This is a genomic window from Serratia sp. MYb239, from assembly GCF_002966855.1.
Lineage (GTDB): Bacteria > Pseudomonadota > Gammaproteobacteria > Enterobacterales > Enterobacteriaceae > Serratia_B > Serratia_B rhizosphaerae.
On sequence record NZ_CP023268.1, the window covers coordinates 1,425,145 to 1,445,115 of the forward strand.

At 59.5% G+C, this 19,971-nt stretch carries 20 protein-coding genes; 6 read left to right on the forward strand and 14 right to left on the reverse strand.

Annotated features, from left to right (window positions below; translation table 11 throughout):
- Positions 1 to 110 precede the first annotated feature (110 nt).
- Both CLM71_RS06860 and CLM71_RS06865 read right to left on the reverse strand, forming a co-directional pair.
- Positions 111 to 1,280, reverse strand: coding sequence for an MFS transporter (locus CLM71_RS06860; protein WP_105230334.1), 1,170 nt, complete (start codon positions 1,278 to 1,280; stop codon positions 111 to 113).
- Between the two features lie 166 nt (positions 1,281 to 1,446).
- A complete protein-coding gene (locus tag CLM71_RS06865; RefSeq protein WP_105230335.1) occupies positions 1,447 to 2,376 on the reverse strand; it encodes a LysR family transcriptional regulator in 930 nt (309 codons plus the stop codon).
- Positions 2,377 to 2,543: 167 nt separating this feature from the next.
- Here CLM71_RS06865 and ybiB point away from each other — a divergent pair, with 167 nt between their 5' ends.
- Together ybiB and CLM71_RS06875 are read left to right on the forward strand one after the other, a co-directional pair.
- Entirely contained in the window at positions 2,544 to 3,497 is a 954-nt protein-coding gene (gene ybiB / locus CLM71_RS06870; RefSeq protein ID WP_105230336.1) for a DNA-binding protein YbiB, read from the forward strand.
- 62 nt (positions 3,498 to 3,559) lie between these two features.
- Positions 3,560 to 5,413, forward strand: coding sequence for a M3 family metallopeptidase (locus CLM71_RS06875; protein WP_105230337.1), 1,854 nt, complete (start codon positions 3,560 to 3,562; stop codon positions 5,411 to 5,413).
- A gap of 16 nt (positions 5,414 to 5,429) precedes the next feature.
- On the opposite strand, the gene CLM71_RS06880 is transcribed toward CLM71_RS06875, so the two are convergent.
- Entirely contained in the window at positions 5,430 to 6,065 is a 636-nt protein-coding gene (locus CLM71_RS06880; protein WP_105230338.1) for a flavin reductase family protein, read from the reverse strand.
- Positions 6,066 to 6,207: 142 nt separating this feature from the next.
- Here CLM71_RS06880 and rlmF point away from each other — a divergent pair, with 142 nt between their 5' ends.
- Positions 6,208 to 7,173, forward strand: a complete 966-nt coding sequence (rlmF, locus tag CLM71_RS06885; protein WP_199776399.1) for a 23S rRNA (adenine(1618)-N(6))-methyltransferase RlmF — start codon at positions 6,208 to 6,210, stop codon at positions 7,171 to 7,173.
- A gap of 84 nt (positions 7,174 to 7,257) precedes the next feature.
- Here rlmF and CLM71_RS06890 read toward each other — a convergent pair whose 3' ends face one another.
- Positions 7,258 to 8,316, reverse strand: coding sequence for a nitronate monooxygenase family protein (locus tag CLM71_RS06890; RefSeq protein ID WP_105230340.1), 1,059 nt, complete (start codon positions 8,314 to 8,316; stop codon positions 7,258 to 7,260).
- 89 nt (positions 8,317 to 8,405) lie between these two features.
- Here CLM71_RS06890 and CLM71_RS06895 point away from each other — a divergent pair, with 89 nt between their 5' ends.
- Complete coding sequence (locus CLM71_RS06895; RefSeq protein WP_105230341.1) at positions 8,406 to 9,293, forward strand: LysR family transcriptional regulator; 888 nt, start codon at positions 8,406 to 8,408, stop codon at positions 9,291 to 9,293.
- 36 nt (positions 9,294 to 9,329) lie between these two features.
- Here CLM71_RS06895 and glnQ read toward each other — a convergent pair whose 3' ends face one another.
- From glnQ to dps, 5 genes are all read right to left on the reverse strand, one after another.
- Entirely contained in the window at positions 9,330 to 10,052 is a 723-nt protein-coding gene (gene glnQ, locus CLM71_RS06900; RefSeq protein WP_105230342.1) for a glutamine ABC transporter ATP-binding protein GlnQ, read from the reverse strand.
- Complete coding sequence (glnP, locus tag CLM71_RS06905; protein ID WP_105230343.1) at positions 10,049 to 10,708, reverse strand: glutamine ABC transporter permease GlnP; 660 nt, start codon at positions 10,706 to 10,708, stop codon at positions 10,049 to 10,051. The genes glnQ and glnP overlap by 4 nt, the downstream gene beginning before the upstream one ends.
- Before the next feature lie 103 nt (positions 10,709 to 10,811).
- On the reverse strand, positions 10,812 to 11,552 hold the full coding sequence (gene glnH / locus CLM71_RS06910; protein ID WP_105230344.1) for a glutamine ABC transporter substrate-binding protein GlnH: 741 nt from the start codon (positions 11,550 to 11,552) through the stop codon (positions 10,812 to 10,814).
- Positions 11,553 to 11,895: 343 nt separating this feature from the next.
- Positions 11,896 to 12,162: a DksA/TraR family C4-type zinc finger protein gene (locus CLM71_RS06915; RefSeq protein ID WP_105230345.1), complete on the reverse strand. Its 267-nt coding sequence runs from the start codon at positions 12,160 to 12,162 to the stop codon at positions 11,896 to 11,898.
- Positions 12,163 to 12,281: 119 nt separating this feature from the next.
- Positions 12,282 to 12,785 carry a DNA starvation/stationary phase protection protein Dps gene (gene dps / locus CLM71_RS06920; protein ID WP_105230346.1) on the reverse strand — a complete coding sequence of 168 codons (504 nt, stop codon included), beginning with the start codon at positions 12,783 to 12,785 and terminating at the stop codon, positions 12,282 to 12,284.
- A gap of 602 nt (positions 12,786 to 13,387) precedes the next feature.
- Between dps and CLM71_RS06925 the strand changes: the two genes are divergently transcribed.
- Positions 13,388 to 14,596, forward strand: coding sequence for an aldose 1-epimerase family protein (locus tag CLM71_RS06925; protein ID WP_105230347.1), 1,209 nt, complete (start codon positions 13,388 to 13,390; stop codon positions 14,594 to 14,596).
- 47 nt (positions 14,597 to 14,643) lie between these two features.
- Here CLM71_RS06925 and nanQ read toward each other — a convergent pair whose 3' ends face one another.
- Positions 14,644 to 15,117, reverse strand: coding sequence for an N-acetylneuraminate anomerase (gene nanQ / locus CLM71_RS06930; RefSeq protein ID WP_105230348.1), 474 nt, complete (start codon positions 15,115 to 15,117; stop codon positions 14,644 to 14,646).
- A gap of 90 nt (positions 15,118 to 15,207) precedes the next feature.
- Complete coding sequence (rhtA, locus tag CLM71_RS06935; protein ID WP_105230349.1) at positions 15,208 to 16,095, reverse strand: threonine/homoserine exporter RhtA; 888 nt, start codon at positions 16,093 to 16,095, stop codon at positions 15,208 to 15,210.
- A gap of 398 nt (positions 16,096 to 16,493) precedes the next feature.
- On the opposite strand from rhtA, the gene ompX reads away from it, so the two are divergent.
- Complete coding sequence (gene ompX, locus CLM71_RS06940; RefSeq protein WP_105230350.1) at positions 16,494 to 17,012, forward strand: outer membrane protein OmpX; 519 nt, start codon at positions 16,494 to 16,496, stop codon at positions 17,010 to 17,012.
- An 85-nt stretch (positions 17,013 to 17,097) separates the two neighbouring features.
- Here ompX and CLM71_RS06945 read toward each other — a convergent pair whose 3' ends face one another.
- From CLM71_RS06945 to CLM71_RS06955, 3 genes are all read right to left on the reverse strand, one after another.
- Entirely contained in the window at positions 17,098 to 17,637 is a 540-nt protein-coding gene (locus tag CLM71_RS06945; protein WP_105230351.1) for a GNAT family N-acetyltransferase, read from the reverse strand.
- 76 nt (positions 17,638 to 17,713) lie between these two features.
- Positions 17,714 to 19,072 carry a GntP family transporter gene (locus CLM71_RS06950; RefSeq protein ID WP_105230352.1) on the reverse strand — a complete coding sequence of 453 codons (1,359 nt, stop codon included), beginning with the start codon at positions 19,070 to 19,072 and terminating at the stop codon, positions 17,714 to 17,716.
- 119 nt (positions 19,073 to 19,191) lie between these two features.
- A complete protein-coding gene (locus CLM71_RS06955; RefSeq protein WP_105230353.1) occupies positions 19,192 to 19,971 on the reverse strand; it encodes an HPr family phosphocarrier protein in 780 nt (259 codons plus the stop codon).

Consider the following 19,971-nt stretch of genomic DNA (forward strand, 5'->3'; position numbering starts at 1 on the left):
TTTAAAGCGGTTCTGTCAGCATCTAATGGGTAACGTTCAGCACAATTGCGCATACCCGTTCTGGCCAGTAAGTTATTAAGACGCTTTTACTGGCCAGCGGTGTGCCTCGATTAATGCAGCTCTGCCGTTTGCCCGGTTTTGTCCGTCAGGCCGGATAATACGGCCAAGATCAGCGCAACGACGGAAAGTCCAGCGCCCGCCCAGTTAGGCGACTGCAGGCCGAAACCCGCGCCAATAACGGCGCCGCCCAGCCAGGCGCCAATGGCGTTACCAAGGTTGAAAAGGCCAATGTTAACGGCGGCGGCCAGCGTGGGCGCACCCGCTGCCCGCGCTTTATCCATCACCAGCTTCTGGATCGGAGAAACGGTTGCAAAGCCGAACGCGGCCATCAGGAAAATACAGACGGCCGACATGGCCTGGCTGTGGGTGGTAAAGTTAAAAATCAGTAGCACTATGGCCTGGGCCGCCAGCGTGATATACAGCATCGGCATCAGAGCACGGTCTGCATATCTGCCCCCCAGTTGGTTGCCGACAAACAGCCCCAGTCCGAACAGCAGCATCAGCCAGGCAAGGCTGCTTTCGCTGTAGCCAGCCTGTTCCGTCATCATGGGGGCGATATAGGTTATGGAGGTAAAGAACGCGCCCGGCCCGAAGACGGTAATGCCCATGGCAAGCAGCACATTGACGTTTCTGAAGGCATTAAACTCATGGGCGAAGTTATGGTTCTGCGGACGGGGCTGGTGCGGGATCAGCATACCAATGCTGATAACGGTAACGATGCCAATGACCGCAATCGCCATAAAGGCGTCACGCCAGGAAAGGTGCTGCCCAATCCAGGTGCCGGCGGGCACGCCGATCAGGTTGGCTACGGTCAGGCCCATAAACATGAATGCGATTGCCCGCACGCGCTTCGAGGGCGTAACCATATCTGCCGCAATGATCGAGCCGATACCAAAGAATGCACCGTGGGTCATAGAGGTAATCACTCTGCCCAAAATGGCGATGCCCAGCGTGGGCGCAAATGCCGTAACAAGGTTACCGGCGACAAATAACGCCATCAGGAAGACCAGCATGGCTTTACGCGGTACTTTGGAGCCCAGAATAATCAGGGCCGGCGCCCCGACAAATACCCCCAGCGCGTAGGACGTAGCCAGGTTGCCGGCAACGGGAATGCTGACGTTAAAATCGGTGGCGATCACGGGGAGAAGGCCGGCAATAATGAATTCAGTGGTACCAATACCGAATGCACCTATCGCCAGAGCCCAGAGAGCAAATGGCATAACACATATCCTGTCAGTAAAATATTTACGTTAAGCTGCCCGTCGTCATTGGGCCGGCCTCCGGCAAAAACCGGGTGGGCGCCGCAGTGGCAGCAGGGCAGTCAGAATATAAGTTTGCCGAAAGTTGATAAACAGCTCTGAAATCGCCTGAGCGTTGACAAAAATTCTACTTCAGGTCGCCAAAATACCCCTCAGAAGATTTTGTAAGCAGTTCATCAACGATGATCCGCACCTTGGGAATAAGATGCCGGGTTCGGGGCCAGATGACGTTAAGCTCAACCGGGTCGGGCATATGATCCGCCATTACCGTCACGAGATGGCCCGCGTCGAGATGACTCTTCACCATCGACTCCGGAAACTGCGCAATACCCGCTCCCGCCAGGCAGGCCTGGAGCATGGCGTCTCCGTCACTGATCTGGTGCGCCGCAGCAGAGATAAATTTCACTTCTCGTTCTCCCGCCGGGCGCAGCCGCCAGGCAAGGGGGGCTCCCCGCCGGTAGCCCATAATACAGCTGTGCGCTTTTAGCGCCTCCGTGTCCCCGGGCACACCGTACTGCTCAAGATAAGCGGAAGAGGCGCACAGTATGAGGCGCTGCCGGCCCAGGCGCCGGGCGATCAACGCATCGGTACTCTGAAGTTCTCCCAGGCGCAGCACGAGGTCAACGCCTTCCTCCACCGGGTCGATCAGACGATCGTTAAAAGTCAGAGCGAGTCGCAGAGCCGGATAACGGCTAATCAGCTCAAGCAGTACCGGCATCATCAGGTTCCGGCCAAATGACGCCGGCATATCTATCCGGACGGTACCTGCGGGGTTGTCCTGACGCTTGCTGAGCGTGTTTTCCGCAGAGTCCAGGATTTCCAGCGCCGAAAGGCAGCTTGTGAGATAGGCTTCCCCGTCACTGGTCAAACTCAGTTTACGCGTGGAGCGGTGAAACAGTCGCGTTCCCAGCCGCACCTCAAGCCTGGCCACGCTTTTACCGACCGCGGACTTTGTAATGCCCAGCTGCTCTGCGGCTTCAGTAAAACTGCTCGATTTTGCCGTAATGACAAAATGTGTAATGCCCCGCAGGGATTCTGCTGTAAATCCGGTAGACATAATGTTGACTCAGGAGTGGTTAATAACGCATTTATCGATGTGTAATTCTATACCAGGCCTGAGTCAGTGCGTAAACAACGCGCCGGCCACTGCCGGAGTGTTGGGATGAGGTTGAGCGCGACGGCAGATAGCGTATGCTAATTATTATCGCATTGAAGGAAAGCCTTATGGATTACAGCAAAATTATCAAAGAAATAGGGCGCGGCAAACTGCACGCGCGCAGTCTGGACCGGGAAACGGCGCGCCAGCTGTACCAGGCGATGCTGGCCGGCGAGGTGCCGGAGCTGGAACTGGGCGGCGTGCTGATCGCTTTGCGCATCAAGGGCGAGGCGGAAGAGGAGATGCTTGGCTTTTACCAGGCGATGCAGCAGCAGGTGACGCAGCTGCAGCCGCCGGCGGGGCGGCCGATGCCGGTGGTGCTGCCGAGCTACAACGGCGCGCGCAAGCAGGCCAACCTGACGCCGCTGCTGGCGCTGTTGTTGGCGCGGGTCGGGCTGCCGGTGGTGGTGCACGGCGTGGTGGACGATGCCACGCGCGTTACCAGCGGGGAAATTTTTCAGGCGCTGGGGATCAAGGCCGCCGCGGACGCCGCAACGGCGCAGCAGCAGCTTGATGGCGGCGAGGCGGTATTTATGCCGGTGACCGCGCTGTCGCCGGCGTTGGAGCGTCAGCTCGGTTTACGCTGGCGCATGGGGGTGCGCAACAGCGCCCATACGCTGGCCAAGCTGGCGACGCCGTTCGGCGAGCATGACGTGCTGCGCCTTGCCAGCGTCTCTCACCCGGAATACGTGGATCGCGTTGGCTCGTTTTTCCGTCAGATCGGCGCGCGCGGCCTGCTGATGCACGGCACCGAAGGCGAGGCCTACGCCAACCCGCAGCGCTGCCCGCAGATTCATTTTATCGCCGACGGCGAACAGCGCGTGCTGCTGGAGCGTCCGGCGCTGAATGAAACGCCGGCCTTACCGGCGGCGAAAGACGCCGAGACCACCGCGCGCTGGATTGAGCGCTGCCTGGCCGGCGAGGTGGCGATCCCGCAGGCGCTGGCGCTGCAGGTCGCCTGCTGTCTGGTGGCGACCGGGCAGGCGACGACGCTGGAACAGGGGCTGGCGCGGCTGGCGTAACGCCATTTTGCTTTTCACCTCAGGGGCGGGCGTGTCCCGCTTCGCCACAGGAAAGGACGGTTATGCAACAGGCTCTCGATTACTTTAATCAGTTAAATCAGGACTATCTTCAGGTGCACCAGACCAAGGAGGAGTTGTTCTGGCAGCAGTATATGGGCACCGGCGCCGATGACGTGTCGGCGCGCTTTACCGCGGCGGAAAGCGCCTATAAGCGCTTTATCGGCGAGCCGCGCCGCCTGGCGGAAATCCGTCAGCTGCTGGCGCAGTTGGAAGAGGAAACGCCAAGCGAGGCGCTGCGCGCGCTGCAGCACGGCCTGAACGGCTGGCTGCGTTTCTTTGACTGCAACGCGGTGGAAGATCCCGAGGCGCAGAATTTATTGGATCAGATCATCGCCGCCGAGGCCGATCTGTTCGATCGTCGCAAAGCCTATCCGGTCACGCACCTGAACGCGCAGGGCGAGCGGGTGGCGGCGTCGCTGGGCGAGCTGCTGACCAATCAGGCGACCAACGAAAATGAGGCGCACCGACGCAGTTCACAGGACGCGCTGCGCGATCTGGAACAGTGGCTGCTGCACAACGGCCTGCCGGAACTGATCGGCCTGCGCAACCGCTTTGCGCGCCAGATGGGCTACCGCAACTACTTCGATTACAAGGTGAATAAAACCGAGCGCATGACGCCGGAACAGCTGTTCGCCATTCTCGACCGCTTTGAGCAGCAGACCCGCGAGGCTAACGCGCACAGCCTGCGGCAGCTGGCGGAGCAACAGGGCGAACAGGCGCTGCAGCCGTGGAACATCCGTTTTGCCAGCGCCGGCGACGTTACGCGGCAGCTCGATCCCTACTTCCCGTTCTCGCAGTCGCTGGAGCGCTGGGTGAACAGCTTCAAGCGGCTGCATATCAGTTTCCGCGGCGCAGCGCTGAATCTGGACCTGCTGGTGCGGCCGGGCAAATATGAAAACGGCTTTATGCACGGCCCGGTGCCGCCGTTCGTGCAGCAGGGGCAGTGGCTGCCGGCGCAGATTAACTTCACCAGCCTGGCTCAGCCGGGGCAGGTGGGCAGCGGCGCCTACGGCCTGAATACCCTGTTCCACGAGGGCGGTCATGCGGCGCATTTTGCCAATATCGCGCAGAACGCGCCGTGCTTCTCGCAGGAGTTTCCGCCCACGTCGATGGCCTATGCGGAAACCCAGTCGATGTTCTGCGACAGCCTGCTGGACGACGCCGACTGGCTGAAGCGCTATGCGAAAAACGCCGCCGGCGAGGCGGTGCCGGATGCGCTGATCAAGGCCGGCATCGACGCGCGCCAGCCGATGCGCGCCTTTAACGAACGTCATATTCTGCTGGTGCCTTACTTTGAGTGGGCGCTGTATCAGTGGGATGACGCGCAGCGTACGCCGCAGGCGATAGCACAGCTGGCGCGTGACGTTGAGCAGCGGATCCTCGGCGTCAGCGGCAGTCCGCGCCCGACGCTGGCAATTCCGCATCTGTTGTCGCTGGAGTCGGCCTGTTCGTATCAGGGTTACCTGCTGGCGCTGATGGCGGTAGAGCAGACGCGCCACTTCTTCCTGCAGCGTGACGGCTACCTGACCGATAACCCGGCCATCGGCCCCGATCTGGCGCATCACTACTGGCTGCCGGGCAACAGCGTCAGCCACGACGACACCCTGCGCAGCCTGACTGGCGAAGGCTTTAACCCGGACTACCTGGCGACGGCCTGCAACCAGACGGTGGAGCAGGCCTGGCAGGCGGCGCAGCAGACGATGGCCGCGGCGGCGGCGCGTCCGCAGCCGGCGGCGGATTTCAATCTGCAGGCGCATATCCGCGTGGTGGATGGCGATCGCGTGCTGGCGGATAACGCCGACGGCGACGCGCAGATGTGCCGCGACTTTGCCGCAGCGATAGAGGAACGCTCGTAAGCGGCGTGCGGGCGCGTTACTTCAGCGCGTCCGGGCGCACCAGATCGAAACGGTGGCTTTCCTCGATGGCGTAGTACGCCGTCGGGCCGCCGGCGCGCAGGATCGGCTGTGCGGCGGCGGTCTGGTAGACGCCGTGCTCATCCAGCAGCGCGCGCTCGATATGCACTGCCACCACTTCCCCCAGCACCAGCCAGGTATCGACCTTGTCGCCGGCTGCGCTCTGCAGCTGGATGCACTGGCTCAGCCGGCACTCAAAGTGCACCGGACTTTCCGCCACCCGGTCGACCTTGACCTTGCGGCCGGCCAGCGGCGTCAGGCCGGCGAAGGCGAATTCATCCTCATGGCGCGGCAGCGACGCCGAGCTGTTGTTCATCGCCTCGGCCAGCGGGCGGGTCGCCAGATTCCAGACGAATTCGCCGGTTTCCACGATATTGGCCACGCTGTCTTTCCAACCGGAGCTGGCGAAGCCGATGATCGGCGGCCGGTAGTTGAAGCAGTTAAAGAAGCTGTAGGGCGCCAGATTACGCTGTCCGTCGGCGCTGACGGAAGAGATCCAGCCGATCGGGCGCGGCCCGACAATGGCGTTCAGCGGATCGTGCGGCAGACCGTGGCCGGCGGCGGGTTCATAGTAATAACGTGATTCACTGCTCATGTTGTCTGTGCCCTCCCGGGCTGAATGGCGGCATCCTGACGGATAAAAACCCCTTTATTCTGGCGTGTTTCTCGCAGGCTGCAAGTTTACCCGGCGAATATGCTATCTTATGCCGCAGTTCCCGCCAGTAAGAGTACGTCAGGTGCAAAAAAAGAAAACCTTCCCGCAGCAGAAAAACGGCCTGCATCCCCGCAACCGCCACCGTTCCCGTTATGATTTTCCGCAGCTTATCGCCAGTTGTCCGGCCTTGGCGCCGTTTGTCACGCCGAATCAGTGGGGCGATGAGTCGGTAGACTTTGCCGACCCGGCGGCGGTGAAAATGCTGAACCGCGCCCTGCTACAGCATTTTTACGGCATCGAGCACTGGGATATTCCGGCCGGCTATTTGTGCCCGCCGATCCCCGGCCGCGCCGACTACCTGCATCATCTGGCGGATTTACTGGCGGCCGGTAACGGCGGCGCGATCCCGCGCGGTAAGGGCGTGGCGATCCTCGATGTCGGCGTGGGTGCCAACTGCATTTACCCCATCGTCGGCGTGCGCGAATACGGCTGGCGTTTTACCGGCTCCGAGGTCGAGAGCGGGGCGCTGCAGTCGGCCAAAATGATTGTCGCGATGAACCCGCAGTTGAAAAACAGCGTGCGTCTGCGGCAGCAAAAACAGCCGGAGCGGATTTTTGACGGCATCATCGGCGCTGCCGAGCGCTTCGATGCTACGCTGTGCAACCCGCCGTTCCACGCTTCCGCCGAGGAAGCGCGCGCCAGTACCCGACGCAAGCTGCATAAGCTGGGCAAAGGCGAGGTGGCGGCGCAGCCGGTGCAGAATTTTGGCGGCAAGAACAATGAGCTGTGGTGCGCGGGGGGCGAAGAAGCCTTCGTGTGTGCGATGGTGGCGGAGAGCGTCGGTAAAGCGCAAAACTGCCTGTGGTTCACCTCGCTGATTTCCAAAAGCAGCACGCTGCCGGCGGTCTATCAGGCGCTGCGGCAGGCGGGGGCGGTGGAAGTGCGCACCGTTGAGATGGCGCAGGGGCAAAAAATCAGCCGCTTTGTCGCCTGGACGTTCCACACGGCGGAGCAGCAGGCCGCCTGGGCCGCCGAACGCTGGCGCTGATCCTGTCCCGTTTACGCGCCGGCATCCTCGCCGGCGCAAATAGTGTCCCGACTGTTCTTTCCTTTTCGCCGGCTTGGGTGATGCTCAGCCGGCCTGCCACTCGGCGACCAGCGTTTGCACCAGCTGCGCCGCGGGCATTTCCCGCGCCAGCGTTGCGCCCTGGCCGGCCCACTGGGCGCCGAACCCCGGCTCGCCCCGGGCGGCGGCAGCGGCGGCAAGCGCTTTGCCCAGCGCATAGGTCAGCGGGTAGGGCGGAATGCTGTCCTGCGCGACGTCGCGGGTAAACCGGCAGAATGCGTTATTGATGCATCTGGCCGGCCGGCCGGAGATGGCGGAGACCATCACCGTATCGGCGGCCTGCGGGCTTTGCAAACTGCGGCGGTAAGCCTGATTGGCGGCGGACTCCGGACACAGAATAAACGCGGTGCCCATCTGGACGCCGGCCGCGCCCAGCTTCAGCATCGCGGCCATCCCCGCGCCGTCCATAATGCCGCCGGCCGCAATCACCGGCACGTCGGTGACCCGCCGTATCGCCTGCACCAGGGTAAAGGTGGTTAGCCGGCGGTCGTCATCCTGCAGATTAAACTGGCCGCGGTGCCCGCCGGCCTCAATCCCCTGCGCCACAATAAAGTCAATCTGGCTGGCCGCAATCCGGCTGGCTTCTTCCGGCGTGGTGGCGCTGGCGAAGGTGACGATACCGTGCGCTTTTAACCGGGCGATAAACGCGGTGGACGGGATGCCGAAGTGGAAGCTGACCGCCGCCGGGCGCAGGGTTAACAGCACTTCCAGCATGCGCGCGTTATCCTGGAACGTTTGGTAGATCTCGCTTAATTTAGCGGGCGGCTCGGCGCCGTACTGGCGGAACAGCGGCGCGAAGCGTTGGATCCACGCCTGCTCCAGCGCCGCATCGCGCTGCACCGGCGGGTGGCAGAATACATTGACGTTTATCGGCCCGGCCGTCAGCGCCTGCGTTTTGCCGATCATCACTTCCGCCTGCTCCGGCGTGGAGGCGCCGACGCTGATGGAGCCTAACGCGCCGGCGTTGCTGACTGCCGCCGCCAGCTCAGGGGTGGAGACGCCCGCCATCGGCGCCTGAACCAACGGGTACTGCAGATTAAGCCGGGTACACAAAATGGTTTTCATCGTTACACCTGCTTGAGTTCACGGTAAGGTAGATAAAATCTCGTGTAGAGACTTAAAAATCAATATCGTTTTCAAAATGAGAATGAAAGATGAACCATACTTCACTGGAAATCTTCAAAGTGGTGGCGGAAGAGCTGAGCATTAACCGTGCCGCCCGACGGGTGGGGCGGGTTCAGTCCAACGTCACAACGCGCATCCAGCAGCTGGAAGAAGAGCTGGAGGTTCAGCTGTTTATCCGTGAGAACCGGGCGTTGCGGCTGTCGCCGCAGGGCAAGAAATTTCTGACGTATACCAAAAGAATGCTCAGCCTGGCGGAGGAAGCACGCCAGTCTCTGCATCCCCACAGCCCGAGCGGCCAACTGGCGTTTGGCGCGATGGAGTGCACCGCCGCCAGCCGGCTGACGCAGCCGCTGGCGACGTTCAGCCAGGCCTGCCCGGCGGTGCGGCTGAGCTTTACCACGCTGCCGACGCGCCAGCTGACGGAAAAGGTGCAAGAGTGGGAACTGGACTGCGCGCTGGTGGCGCTGCCGGCTGATGAAGAAGGGGAGGTGATGTGCCCTGACGGACTTGCCTGCCAGCCGATGTTTGTCGAGCGGCTGATGCTGCTGCAGGCGGCGGAAGGCTGCGACGCCGGGAATGGGCGCACCGCCCGGAAGCTGGCCGCCTTTGTTGACGGCTGCACCTACCGGGAAATTGCTCTGCGCCTGCTGGCCGGCGGCACGGGCGATCGACCGCCTGAGGTGCAGGCAGTCGGTTCTTACCATGCGATGCTGGCCTGCGTCGCGTCGGGCAGCTACTGCTGTGTGCTGCCGCAAAGCGTGCTTGAGCTGCTGTCGCTGCCGGCGGGGCTGAGCGTGACGCCTGCCGGAACGGCCGTTACCCAGTTTATCTGGCGGTCGGAGAGCCGTTCGCCGGCGGTGGAAAGTCTGCGCCGCACGCTGCTGGCGACGTCCAATATGGCGGAGATGTCACGGTGATGAGGGGGCCGGCCGTATGCCGGCCCCGTACCGGCGTCAGGAAACGTGCTGCAGGAACTCCTGCAGGCGCTGGCTTGGCGGGTGATTGATCAACTGATGCGGATCGCCGTCCTGCGCGATGCGCCCTTTGTCGATAAAGATCAGCCGCGAGGCCACCTTCTCGGCAAAGCCGACTTCGTGGGTGACGATCACCATGGTCATGCCCTCCTCGGCCAGATCCTGCATCACCTTCAGCACCTCGTGGCGCAGTTCGGGATCGAGCGCCGAGGTGGGTTCGTCGAACAGCATCATTTTCGGTTTCACCGCCAGCGCGCGGGCGATGGCCACACGCTGCTGCTGGCCGCCGGACAGTTCGGACGGATAGTGATGCGCGCGCTCCGCCAGCCCGACCTTTGCCAGCAGCTCACGCGCCAGTTTATCGGCGTCGGTTTTACTCAGGCCGCGTACGCGGATCGGGCCGAAGGCGACGTTTTCCAGCGCCGTCAGGTGCGGGAACAGGTAGAACTGCTGGAACACCATCCCGGCTTCCTGACGGATCAGCCGTTCGTCGACGTGCGGATCGTTGGCCTTTAAGCCGTCGACGATCAGATCGCCGGCGGTGATCTCTTCCAGTTTATTGATGCAGCGCAGCAGGGTGGATTTGCCGGAGCCGGATGGCCCGATAATCACCACCACTTCCCCCTGATCGATCTTCAGGTCGATATCGTGCAGCACCTGGGTTTGCCCGAAGTGCTTAGAGACGTTTTTAAATTCAATCACAGGATTTTCATCCTTCTTTCCAGACGACGCAGCACAAAGCTCAGCACCAGCGTGATGATCAGATAAATGACGGCGACGGCGCTCCAAATTTCCAGCGCGCGGAAGTTGCCGGCGATGATTTCCTGCCCCTGACGGGTCAGTTCGGCGACGCCGATGACGATAAACAGCGAGGTGTCCTTAATGCTGATAATCCACTGGTTACCCAGCGGCGGCAGCATGCGGCGCAGCGCCAGCGGCATGATCACATGGCGGATGGTTTCGCGTCGCGACAGGCCGAGCGCCAGCCCGGCTTCGCGGAAGCCGTTATGAATTGACAGCACCGCGCCGCGGGTGATTTCGGCAATATAGGCGCCGGAGTTGATCATAATGGTCACCACCGCGGCGGTGAACGGGTCGATGCGCAGGTCGGTAAACGCCATGGGCAGGGCGAAGTAAATAAACATCACCTGCACCACGATCGGCGTGCCGCGGATCACTTCGATAAAGACCAGGGCGATATGGTTGGCGATCCAACCGCCGTAGGTGCGGGCGAAACCGGCGATGAGGCCGATAATCAGGCCGCCAATCAGACCGAGGACCGAAATCCACAGGGTCATCTTGGCGCCTTCTAACAGAATGGGCAGGGCGGGCCAGATGGCGCTCCAGTCGAACTGCATGGTGTTTACTCCCGGTGTTCCCCAATGGGGGATCAGAGACAACAGCACACGGCGGGCCGGGTGACGACGCCGCCGTGTGCGATGAACACGCGGTCAGACGTGATTATTTGGGTTCGCTACCGAACCATTTTTTATAGATTTCGTTGTAGGTGCCGTTTTCACGCAGCGTTTTCAGCGCGCCGTTGACCTTCTCGCGCAGATCGCTGCCTTTCGGGAAGGCGATGCCGTATTGCTGTGCTTCCAGCGAGTCGCCCACCGTTTTGAATTTGCCGGCGCCGGCGGTCTTGATAAAGTACAGAATGTTCGGCGTGTCGTGCACCACCGCGTCGGCGCGTTTGGTGCCCAGCTCCATATAGGCGTTGTCGATATTCGGGAACTGGCGCAGATCCTTGGTTTTGACGTGTTCCTTCACGTAATCCACCGAACCGGTGCCGCTTTTCACCGCCACCACTTTGCCGTTCAGGTCGTTGACGTTTTTCACCTCGTCATTATCGGCGTTGACCATCACCAGCAGGCCGCTTTTGTAGTAACCGTCGGAGAAATCGATGGCTTTCTGGCGCTCTTCGGTAATGGTGATGCCGGCCAGCGCCACATCAACGTTTTTGGTCTGCAGCGCCGGGATGATGCCGCCGAAGTCCATCGGCTTCAGGCTGTAGTCCAGCTTCAGCTCTTTGGCGATGGCGGCCCACAGATCGATATCGAAACCGACGTATTGGTTACCCTGTTTGAATTCGAAAGGAACGAAGGCGGTGTCGGTGGCGACCACCAGTTTGTCTGCTGCGTGAGAACTTACGGCAAAGGCCAGCGACAGGGCGGCCAGCGAGGTTTTAAATATTGACTTCATGAGAGGAATTTCCTGTACAGGTTGTGATTGACCCATTTTTTTATTGCATTATCGCCATGAAATAATCGTGCCACGTCTGCGATTTCTATAAAAACAAAGGGTTAAGATGTGATGTTGTGCCGTTACGGCGAGTTATTATGATTACGCTCTCAACGGGTGCCCAATAATGATGCGGGCGATCGCCGTTGGTGCGTTGGCTTATGATTAACTAAAAAGTGGTGGCAAAACAACCGAAAGTTAACAATTACGCATCAATACTGATAACTAAATCTAACTTTTTGGCGCAACGCAGGGGATGTCGCAGCGCAAAAAAACCGCTCAGGTGGCCCTGAGCGGGGGAAGATTAGCGTAGTTGGCTGTCTTTACTGCCGCGGCGGTTGTACAAACTGCCGGCAGCGTGTTTTTTATCCAGCGCGTTCTGGCAGTTCAGGCAGTAGCGTACGCCTTGTAAAGCCTGGCGGCGCGCCAGCGGGATTGCTTCCCCGCACTCCTGACAGTATTGTTCGCTTTCGCCGTGTCCCAGCGCCTGCCGGGCGCGCTGTACGGCGTCGTCGACGGTGGAGTCGATTTGATCCTGAACCGCGCCGTCTGCCGCCCATCCGCTTGCCATAAGCCACCTCCTGCCGTAAAAGACCTCTCAACAGAATATGGTGTTTTTTTCGCCGATTTCAAGCGTGGTTCGCAGATGACAACAGGCTGACGCCGCAGCGACAGCCTGTATAAGCAGGGTTATTCGATATTGGCTTCAATAAACCACAGGAATTTATCCAGATCGCGCGAAGCGGCGGTAAAGATATCTGCGGTGTCTTCGTCATCCACGGCGCTGATTGCCTGGCGGATGTCGTTCGCCACGATGCCGTAACGGTCGGCCAGCGCTTTCAGGTGTTCCTGTACGCTGTGGATATGGGTCGGGTAGCTTTTCAGCGGCGTGGCCGCGTTGACGGTCTGCACGGTGCCCAGCGCAATGCCGCCCAATTGGACCACGCGCTCGGCGAAGATATCCAGATGATCGGTAATCGCGGTGCGGAAGCCGTCGAGCATTTCATGTACGGCGATAAAGTTTGCGCCGCGCATGTTCCAGTGCGCCTGTTTGGTGATTAGCGACAGGTCAATAAACTGTGTGAGCTGGTGGTTCAGGATGCTGATAGTTGCCAGCTTGGTTTTGTCATCCATATCATTGCGGGTATACAGAAGGTCAGAAGATTTCGTTTTCACCAGTTTTGCGGTACTCATAAAGATATCCTCTTAAATTGTTGTCCCAAATTCATTACGGAATAATTATAGCAGCGTCGGGTTATTTTATCGGCTGATAAAGGCTATGGATTAAATAGGCGGAGGCAATGTAATGGCGTGTTGGTGTTAAATCAATGTTAATACTGCCTCTGTTTTATTTATTGATAAATAGTGATTTTTTATTTTAAGTGGTATGTGGAGGCATTATTTATCGGGTGTTGCTTTGGCACGATGTTTAATGACTCGTTGATAATCAACGGATAAGTTCTTCTCCCACGGTTAATCATCCTGGTTATGTTTTTTAAACCAGCATCAAGGCGATATGCTGTTTTTGAGAACATCCTCTCCGTGCGTCGTGCGCGTCCGAGACGTCAGGCTGCGGCGCAGCGCTGACACCGTTCAGCTTTATGGTGATATTTGGCACGTTTTATCTGCAACAGGTCATTTCCATTCACAATAAAACTTGCATCAGATAACGTCTGAACGCCTTGCCTGCCGCCCATTATAGGAAGAGTGACTCGCTTCGCATTTTCAGCACCGGTGAAAATCTACTTTGTTACTGCTTTAGCTAAAACCTTTCAGCTAACCACAAGGGCAGAATAATGAAGACGCTAACCGCAGTTTCAATCGCTATCTCTTTGATTTCAGGTTATGCCTCTGCGCAAACCATCGTGTTGACCGACAGTGAAAAAGGCATTGAACAGGGTAACTGGCAGACCGACAGCCACAAGCTGAAGCTGGGCGGCGCCGATTTCAGCCTGCGTCAGCAGGTGTTGCACGGTGGCAAACAGGAGGGGTCGAAAGTGATTACCCTGACCAGCCCCGGTGGGTTGACCATCGCGCTCAGTCCGACGCGCGGCATGGATATTCTGCATGTCAACGGCGCCGGCGTACGGCTGGGGTGGGATTCGCCGGTTGACGAGGTGGTTAACCCGGCCTATATCAATCTGGAAAGCCGCAACGGTCTGGGCTGGCTGGACGGCTTTAATGAAATGATGGTGCGCTGCGGCTTTGCATGGACGGGGCACCCGGGCGTTGAGGACGGCACGCTTTATACGCTACACGGCCGCGCCGGCAATACGCCGGCTTCCAAAGTGCTGGTGGAGATTGATGAAAAAGCGCCATATACGGTGCGCATCCGCGGTTTGCTGAAGGAAAACACCTTTAAGAAAAGCAACCTGGAAACCTGGACCGAGCTGCGCTACGTGCCGGGAAGCACCTCCTTTACCATTGAAGATAGCCTGACCAACCGTGCGGACTACCCGCGGGACTATCAGATCATCTACCACAGCAATTTCGGCAAGCCGTTACTGGAAGAAGGCGCGCGATTCAACGCGCCGATCAAGGAGATCTCGCCGTTTAATGACTATGCCCGCGCCGGTTTGAAAAACTGGTCGCAGTATCAGGGGCCGACCAAAGGCTTTGATGAGATGGTGTTTAACATCGTGCCTTACGCCGATGCCGAGGGGAAAACCCTGGCGATGCTCAGCAACCGGCAGGGCGATCGCGGCGTTTCTATCGGCTTTAATACCCGTCAGTTGCCGTTGCTGACGCTGTGGAAAAACACCGATACCGAGCGGCAGGGCTACGTCACCGGCATTGAGCCAGGCACCAATTACGCTTATCCGGTAAACATCGAGCGCGAACAGGGGCGTATCAAACAGCTGCAGCCGGGGCAGAGCACGCAGTTCGCGCTGACCTACACCCTGTTGCAGAATGCGCAGCAGGTTAAGCAGGCCGAGGAGCGGGTCAAGGCGCTGCAGGGCGACCGCGATGTCAAACTGGTGGCGCAGCCGATAGCGGTGGAATAAGGAAAACGCCGTCAGGCCGGCGTAACGGCTGGCCTGACGGCATGGCGTTAGAAATCATACGGCGGTTCATAGAGCACTTTGACGATCGCTTTCTTGATGTGTTGTGGGCTTTGCAGCTGACAGCCGGCTTTATGAGGTTCAAACGGGAAGAACAGCACGAACATGCCGGGCGTCATATGCAGCGTCTGCCACGGGCGGCGGATATCGGCCCGCTGACAATCCTGCTGCTGCTGATAGGCCTCACAGTGGATCTCGCTGCCCGGCAGGCCGTAGTCGATACGCTCCTCACCGCTCAGCAGTATCTGGATATCCAGATACTGGTAGTGCAGTTCGGCGCGTTTTTGTTCGGCAGGTTCGGTGGTTAGTTCGACCACTTCCATAAAGATGCGATCGCCGTCAATGTTATGGCGTCCCAGGGGCAGATTAGGCAGATCTTGCTGACGTACCTGCGTCAGAATGTCAGCCAGATCTGAAGACAGTCCCTGTCCATAACGGGGATTAAATAAACTATTTAAAATCATTCAGCTTCTCCGTTCCGTCGATAAAATTCCTATACTTATTGTGGCTATTTTATCGACGAAAAACAGTTAAGCCGTCCGCAATCCGATGATTTAAGGCAGACTTTCAATACGCGGTTTGGGCTTGATGGTCAGCGTCGCGCCCATGGAGGCAGTGATAATGGCGCTCAGCGCCAGCCATTGCACCTGCGTCAGGTGCTCGCCAAGGAAAAGCATGCCGGAAAATGCCGCCATCGCCGGCTCCAGGCTCATTAAGGTGCCGAAGGTGCGCGCCGGGATTTTCGGCAGCGCGATAATCTCCAGCGAGTAGGGCAGCGCGGTGGACAGAATAGCGACGCCCAGCGCCAGCGGCAGGATATCCACGTTAAGCAGCGCCGCGCCGGTGTGCCAGGCGCCGATGGGCGCGAACACCAGGGCGGCGATCAGCGAGCCGACCGCCACGGTGCCCGGGCCATGATCGCCGCCGGCTTTCTGACCGAAAATGATATATACCGCCCAGCAGGCGCCGGCGCCCAGCGCACAGGCGGCGCCAAGGGGGTCGATGCCGCCGACGCCGTGGCCGAACGGCAGCAGGAAGATCAGCCCGGTGATGGCCAGCGCTACCCAGACAAAGTCGATCGCCCGGCGGGATGAGAACATTGCCACCGCCAGCGGGCCGGTAAACTCCAGCGCTACGGCGATGCCCAGCGGTACGGTGCGCAGCGACAGATAAAACAGATAGTTCATCGCCCCCAGCGCCAGGCCGTAAATCAGCAGCGGCAGGCGGTTACCGGCGCAAAAACGCATGCGCCATGGGCGGAAGATAATAAACAGGATCAGCGTGCCGATGCTCAGACGCAGCGTGGTGATCCCTTCGGCGCCGACCAGGGGAAACAGACTTTTCGCCAACGAGGCGCCGCCCTGAATCGACACCATGGCGACCACCAGTAAACACACCGGCAGCAGTATAGAAGACGCTTTTGCAGAAACCGACGAGGACATCCTTTTAAGCCTTATTATGCATTCCCGCAGCAGGGGAGATCGGAGAAAAACCAGACAGGCCTCAGTGTAATGAATCGCCGACGTTCTGTCTGCGAAATAGCGTACTGAGGAGATTTTTAAACGGTTTGTTTAAGTAAAACTGGTGCGTTAGCACAAAAAGTGCGCATTTTATTAAGAAAAATCTGGATATTAAGTAGGTGATTTTTGTCACGCTTGAGGATAGAATACGTCCGAAAATTAAGCGAAAAGAAGCGGATACAATGTTCTTGTAATTTTCTGTTACACGATATCAAGTGTTAGACACTCAAATCGGGGCAGAGTTTCACGCTAATTTTTGTTATATTTTCATCGTATAGACAAATGGATGTACTTAATAATAAAACGCGTTTGAGGTGGTTATGAAAAAAATTGCATGTCTTTCAGCAGTAGCAGCTTGTGTATTAGCAGTGACCGCAGGTACCGCGTTCGCTGGCCAGAGCACCGTAACCGGTGGCTACGCTCAGGGCGATTTCCAAGGCGTTGCTAACAAAGCTGACGGCTTCAACCTGAAATACCGTTACGAGTTCGACAACAACCCACTGGGTGTGATCGGCTCTTTCACTCACGTAGAGAAAGACCGTGCTGAGAACGGTACTTACAACAAAGCTCAGTACAACTCTATCACTGCAGGTCCTGCTTACCGTTTCAACGACTGGGCAAGCATCTACGGCGTGATCGGTGTGGGCTACGGTAAAAACGTTGCTAACGCACAAGACGGTTCTCACCGTGGCGGCAGCAGCGACTACGGCTTCACCTACGGTGCTGGCCTGCAGTTCAACCCAATCCAGGAAGTTGCTCTGGATGTTGGTTACGAGCAGAGCCGTATCCGCAACACCGACATCGGTATCTGGAGCGTTGGCGTAGGCTACCGTTTCTAAGAATTATCGTTAGCGGCCTGCCATCGGCAGCCGTTTACGACAAAAAATCCGCCTTCGGGCGGATTTTTTTTGCCTGCGGATCGGCTCAGAGCGTCTGCTCCATCACCAACACCGTCCGCTGATGGTATTCGGCGCGGTGGGTTTCACGAAAGCCCAGCTTATGCGCCAGCTTAATCGAAGGCTGGTTGTGCGGTGAAATGATGCACTGCGTTCTGCCGCCCGGCAGCGCAGTTTTCCCCCAGGCCAGCACCGCCCGCAGGGCCTCCGTCGCGTAGCCCTTGCCGTGGGCGGCAGAGCACAATGTCCAGCCCATCTCCGGGGCCTCCAGCGCCGGTGTGATATCGCGCTGATAGTTGGCGAAGCCGAGGCTGCCGATAAACTGGCCGCCGTGTTTCTCCCGCACCGCCCAGTAACCGTAACCCAGCAGTTGCCAGTGGCCGATATAGCGCAGCAGGCGTCCCCAACTCTCTTCTCGATCGCGCGCGGCGCCGCCGCCAATATAGCGCATCACCTGCGGATCGGCGCTCATCGCCGCCACGGCGTCGAAGTCATTCAGGGTATAAGTGTCCAGGATTAAGCGTTCGGTGGTGAGGCGGGGAGCTGCAGTAAAGCGGGGTGAATTCATGATTCCTTCTCTCTGAAACGTTGCGGGCGCACACGGCGCGCCCGCTGGGGAAAAGATAAGGTGTGAATTCAGTATGCTATATCAGCAGCCATAAAAGCCAGGTAAACAGGAAACCGCTGACGCTGAGTAGGGTGGTCAGCACCGTCCAGGTTTTCAGCCCGTCGGCGACCGACAGGCCGAGGTATTTGGTGACGATCCAGAAGCCGGAGTCGTTTACGTGCGACAGCCCCAGCCCGCCGAAGCAGGTGGCCAGCGTCACCAGCACCAGTTGGAGGTGATTAAGCCCGCCGACCGCTTCCGACAGCAGCCCGCCGGTGGTCAGAATCGCCACCGTCGCGGAACCCTGCGAGGCGCGCAGCGCCAGCGAGATGATAAACGCCGCCGGGATCAGCGGCAGGCCGATGGTGGTCAGTACCTCGGCCAGCGCCTTGCCGACGCCGGATTCCACCAGCACTTTACCGAATACCCCGCCGGCACCGGTCACCAGAATCACCACGGCGGCGGTCGGCAGCGCTGCGCCCATCACGTCGCTGGTATGCTGCAGGCTCCAGCCGCGACGCACCGCCAGAAAATAAAAAGCCAGCGCCAGCGCGATCATCAGCGCCACCGCCGGCGACCCCAGCAGCGCCAGCGTATCGCGCAGGCCGGAACCCGGCTCGAGCAGCGTGGCGGAGACGGTGCCGGACATAATAATGGCGATGGGGATGATAATCAGCGCGGAGATCAGCCCGGCGCCCGGCGGGTTGAGGCGGTCGCTGAGCGGCGCGCTGTTCTCCGGTGCGGCCAGCTGCAGCTGTTCCAGCACCTCGACCGACAGCGGGTAGGATTTGCGGTTGAGGTAGCCGGCGACGACGTAGCCGATAATGCCGACCGGTATGCAGATCGCCAGGCCGATAATGGTCAGCCAGCCGATATCGCTGCCGAGCAGGCCGGCTGCCGCCACCGGGCCGGGATGCGGCGGCAGCGCCACGTGCACCGTCAGCATCACGCCGGCCATCGGCAGGCCGAATTTGAGCGGCGACACCTTCGCCACCTTGGCGAAGCCGTAAATAATCGGTGCCAGAATAATAAAGCCGACGTCGAAGAACACCGGAATACCGAGGATAAAAGCCGCCATGGTCAGCGCGGCGACGGTGCGCTTTGGCCCCAGCGCCTGACTGAAGCGCTGCGCCAGCGACTCAGCGCCGCCGGAGTGCTCGATCATGCGCCCCAGCATCGCCCCCAGGCCGATAATAATCGTGACCGAACCAAGCACGCCGCCCATACCGGCGGTCATTACGCCCATCACTTCGCCGGTAGGGATGCCGGCGGCCAGCGCCACCAGCAGGCTGACCGCCAACAGCGCGATAAACGGCTGTACCTTGGCCTTGATCACCAGCAGCAGGAGCAGCATGACGCCGGACAGCGCAATTAACAGTAACATTGTGGTAGACATGGTGTTGCCTTTAAGCAGGATCCCCGCATTTTCGGGGTACAGAAGCCCAGGCGCCGCGATCGCCGGGGAACCGGCGATACGGGCGCACGTATTGTTATAGGGTGTGGCTGCGTTAACGGTTACAGATAGGGTCTGACCCACGCCAGCCCGGCGTCGGTTGCCGCGCGCGGCTGGTATTCACAGCCGATCCAGCCGCCGTAACCGAGGCGGTCCAGCTGTTCGAACAGCCAGGGGTAATTCAGCTCGCCGCTGTCCGGTTCGTGACGATCCGGCACCCCGGCGATCTGGATATGGCCGTAGCGCCCGGCCAGCGCCTGCATCAGGCCGCTGATGTTGCCGTCCACCAACTGCGCGTGGAAAAAGTCGAACTGGATAAACAGATTAGGGCGATCGACCTGCGCCTGCAGCGCCGCCGCCTGATGCTGGCTGGAAAACAGATAGTTCGGCTTCACCTGCGGGCTGAGCGCCTCAATCATCACGTTAACGCCGTGCGGCGCGAACGCGTCGGCGGCATAGCGCAGGTTGTCGATAAAGGCCGTGCGATAGGCCGCCGGATCCGCGCCGGCGGGTACCACGCCGGCCATCACGTGCACGTTGGGGCAGCCCAGCGCCAGCGCATACTCCAGCGCGCGGTCGATATCGGCGCGCGCCTCGGCTTCACGGCCCGGCAGCGCCGCCAGGCCCCATTCGCCGGCGGCGGCGGCATCGCCCGGCGCGGTATTGAACAGCACCTGCTGCAGGCCGTGCTGACGCAGCTGTTCCGCCAGCTGCTCGGCGGGGTAGTCATAGGGGAACAGAAACTCGACCGCTTTAAAACCGGCGTCGGCTGCGGCGGCGAAGCGATCCAGAAACGGCAGTTCGGTGAACATCATCGATAAATTGGCGGCAAATTTAGGCAT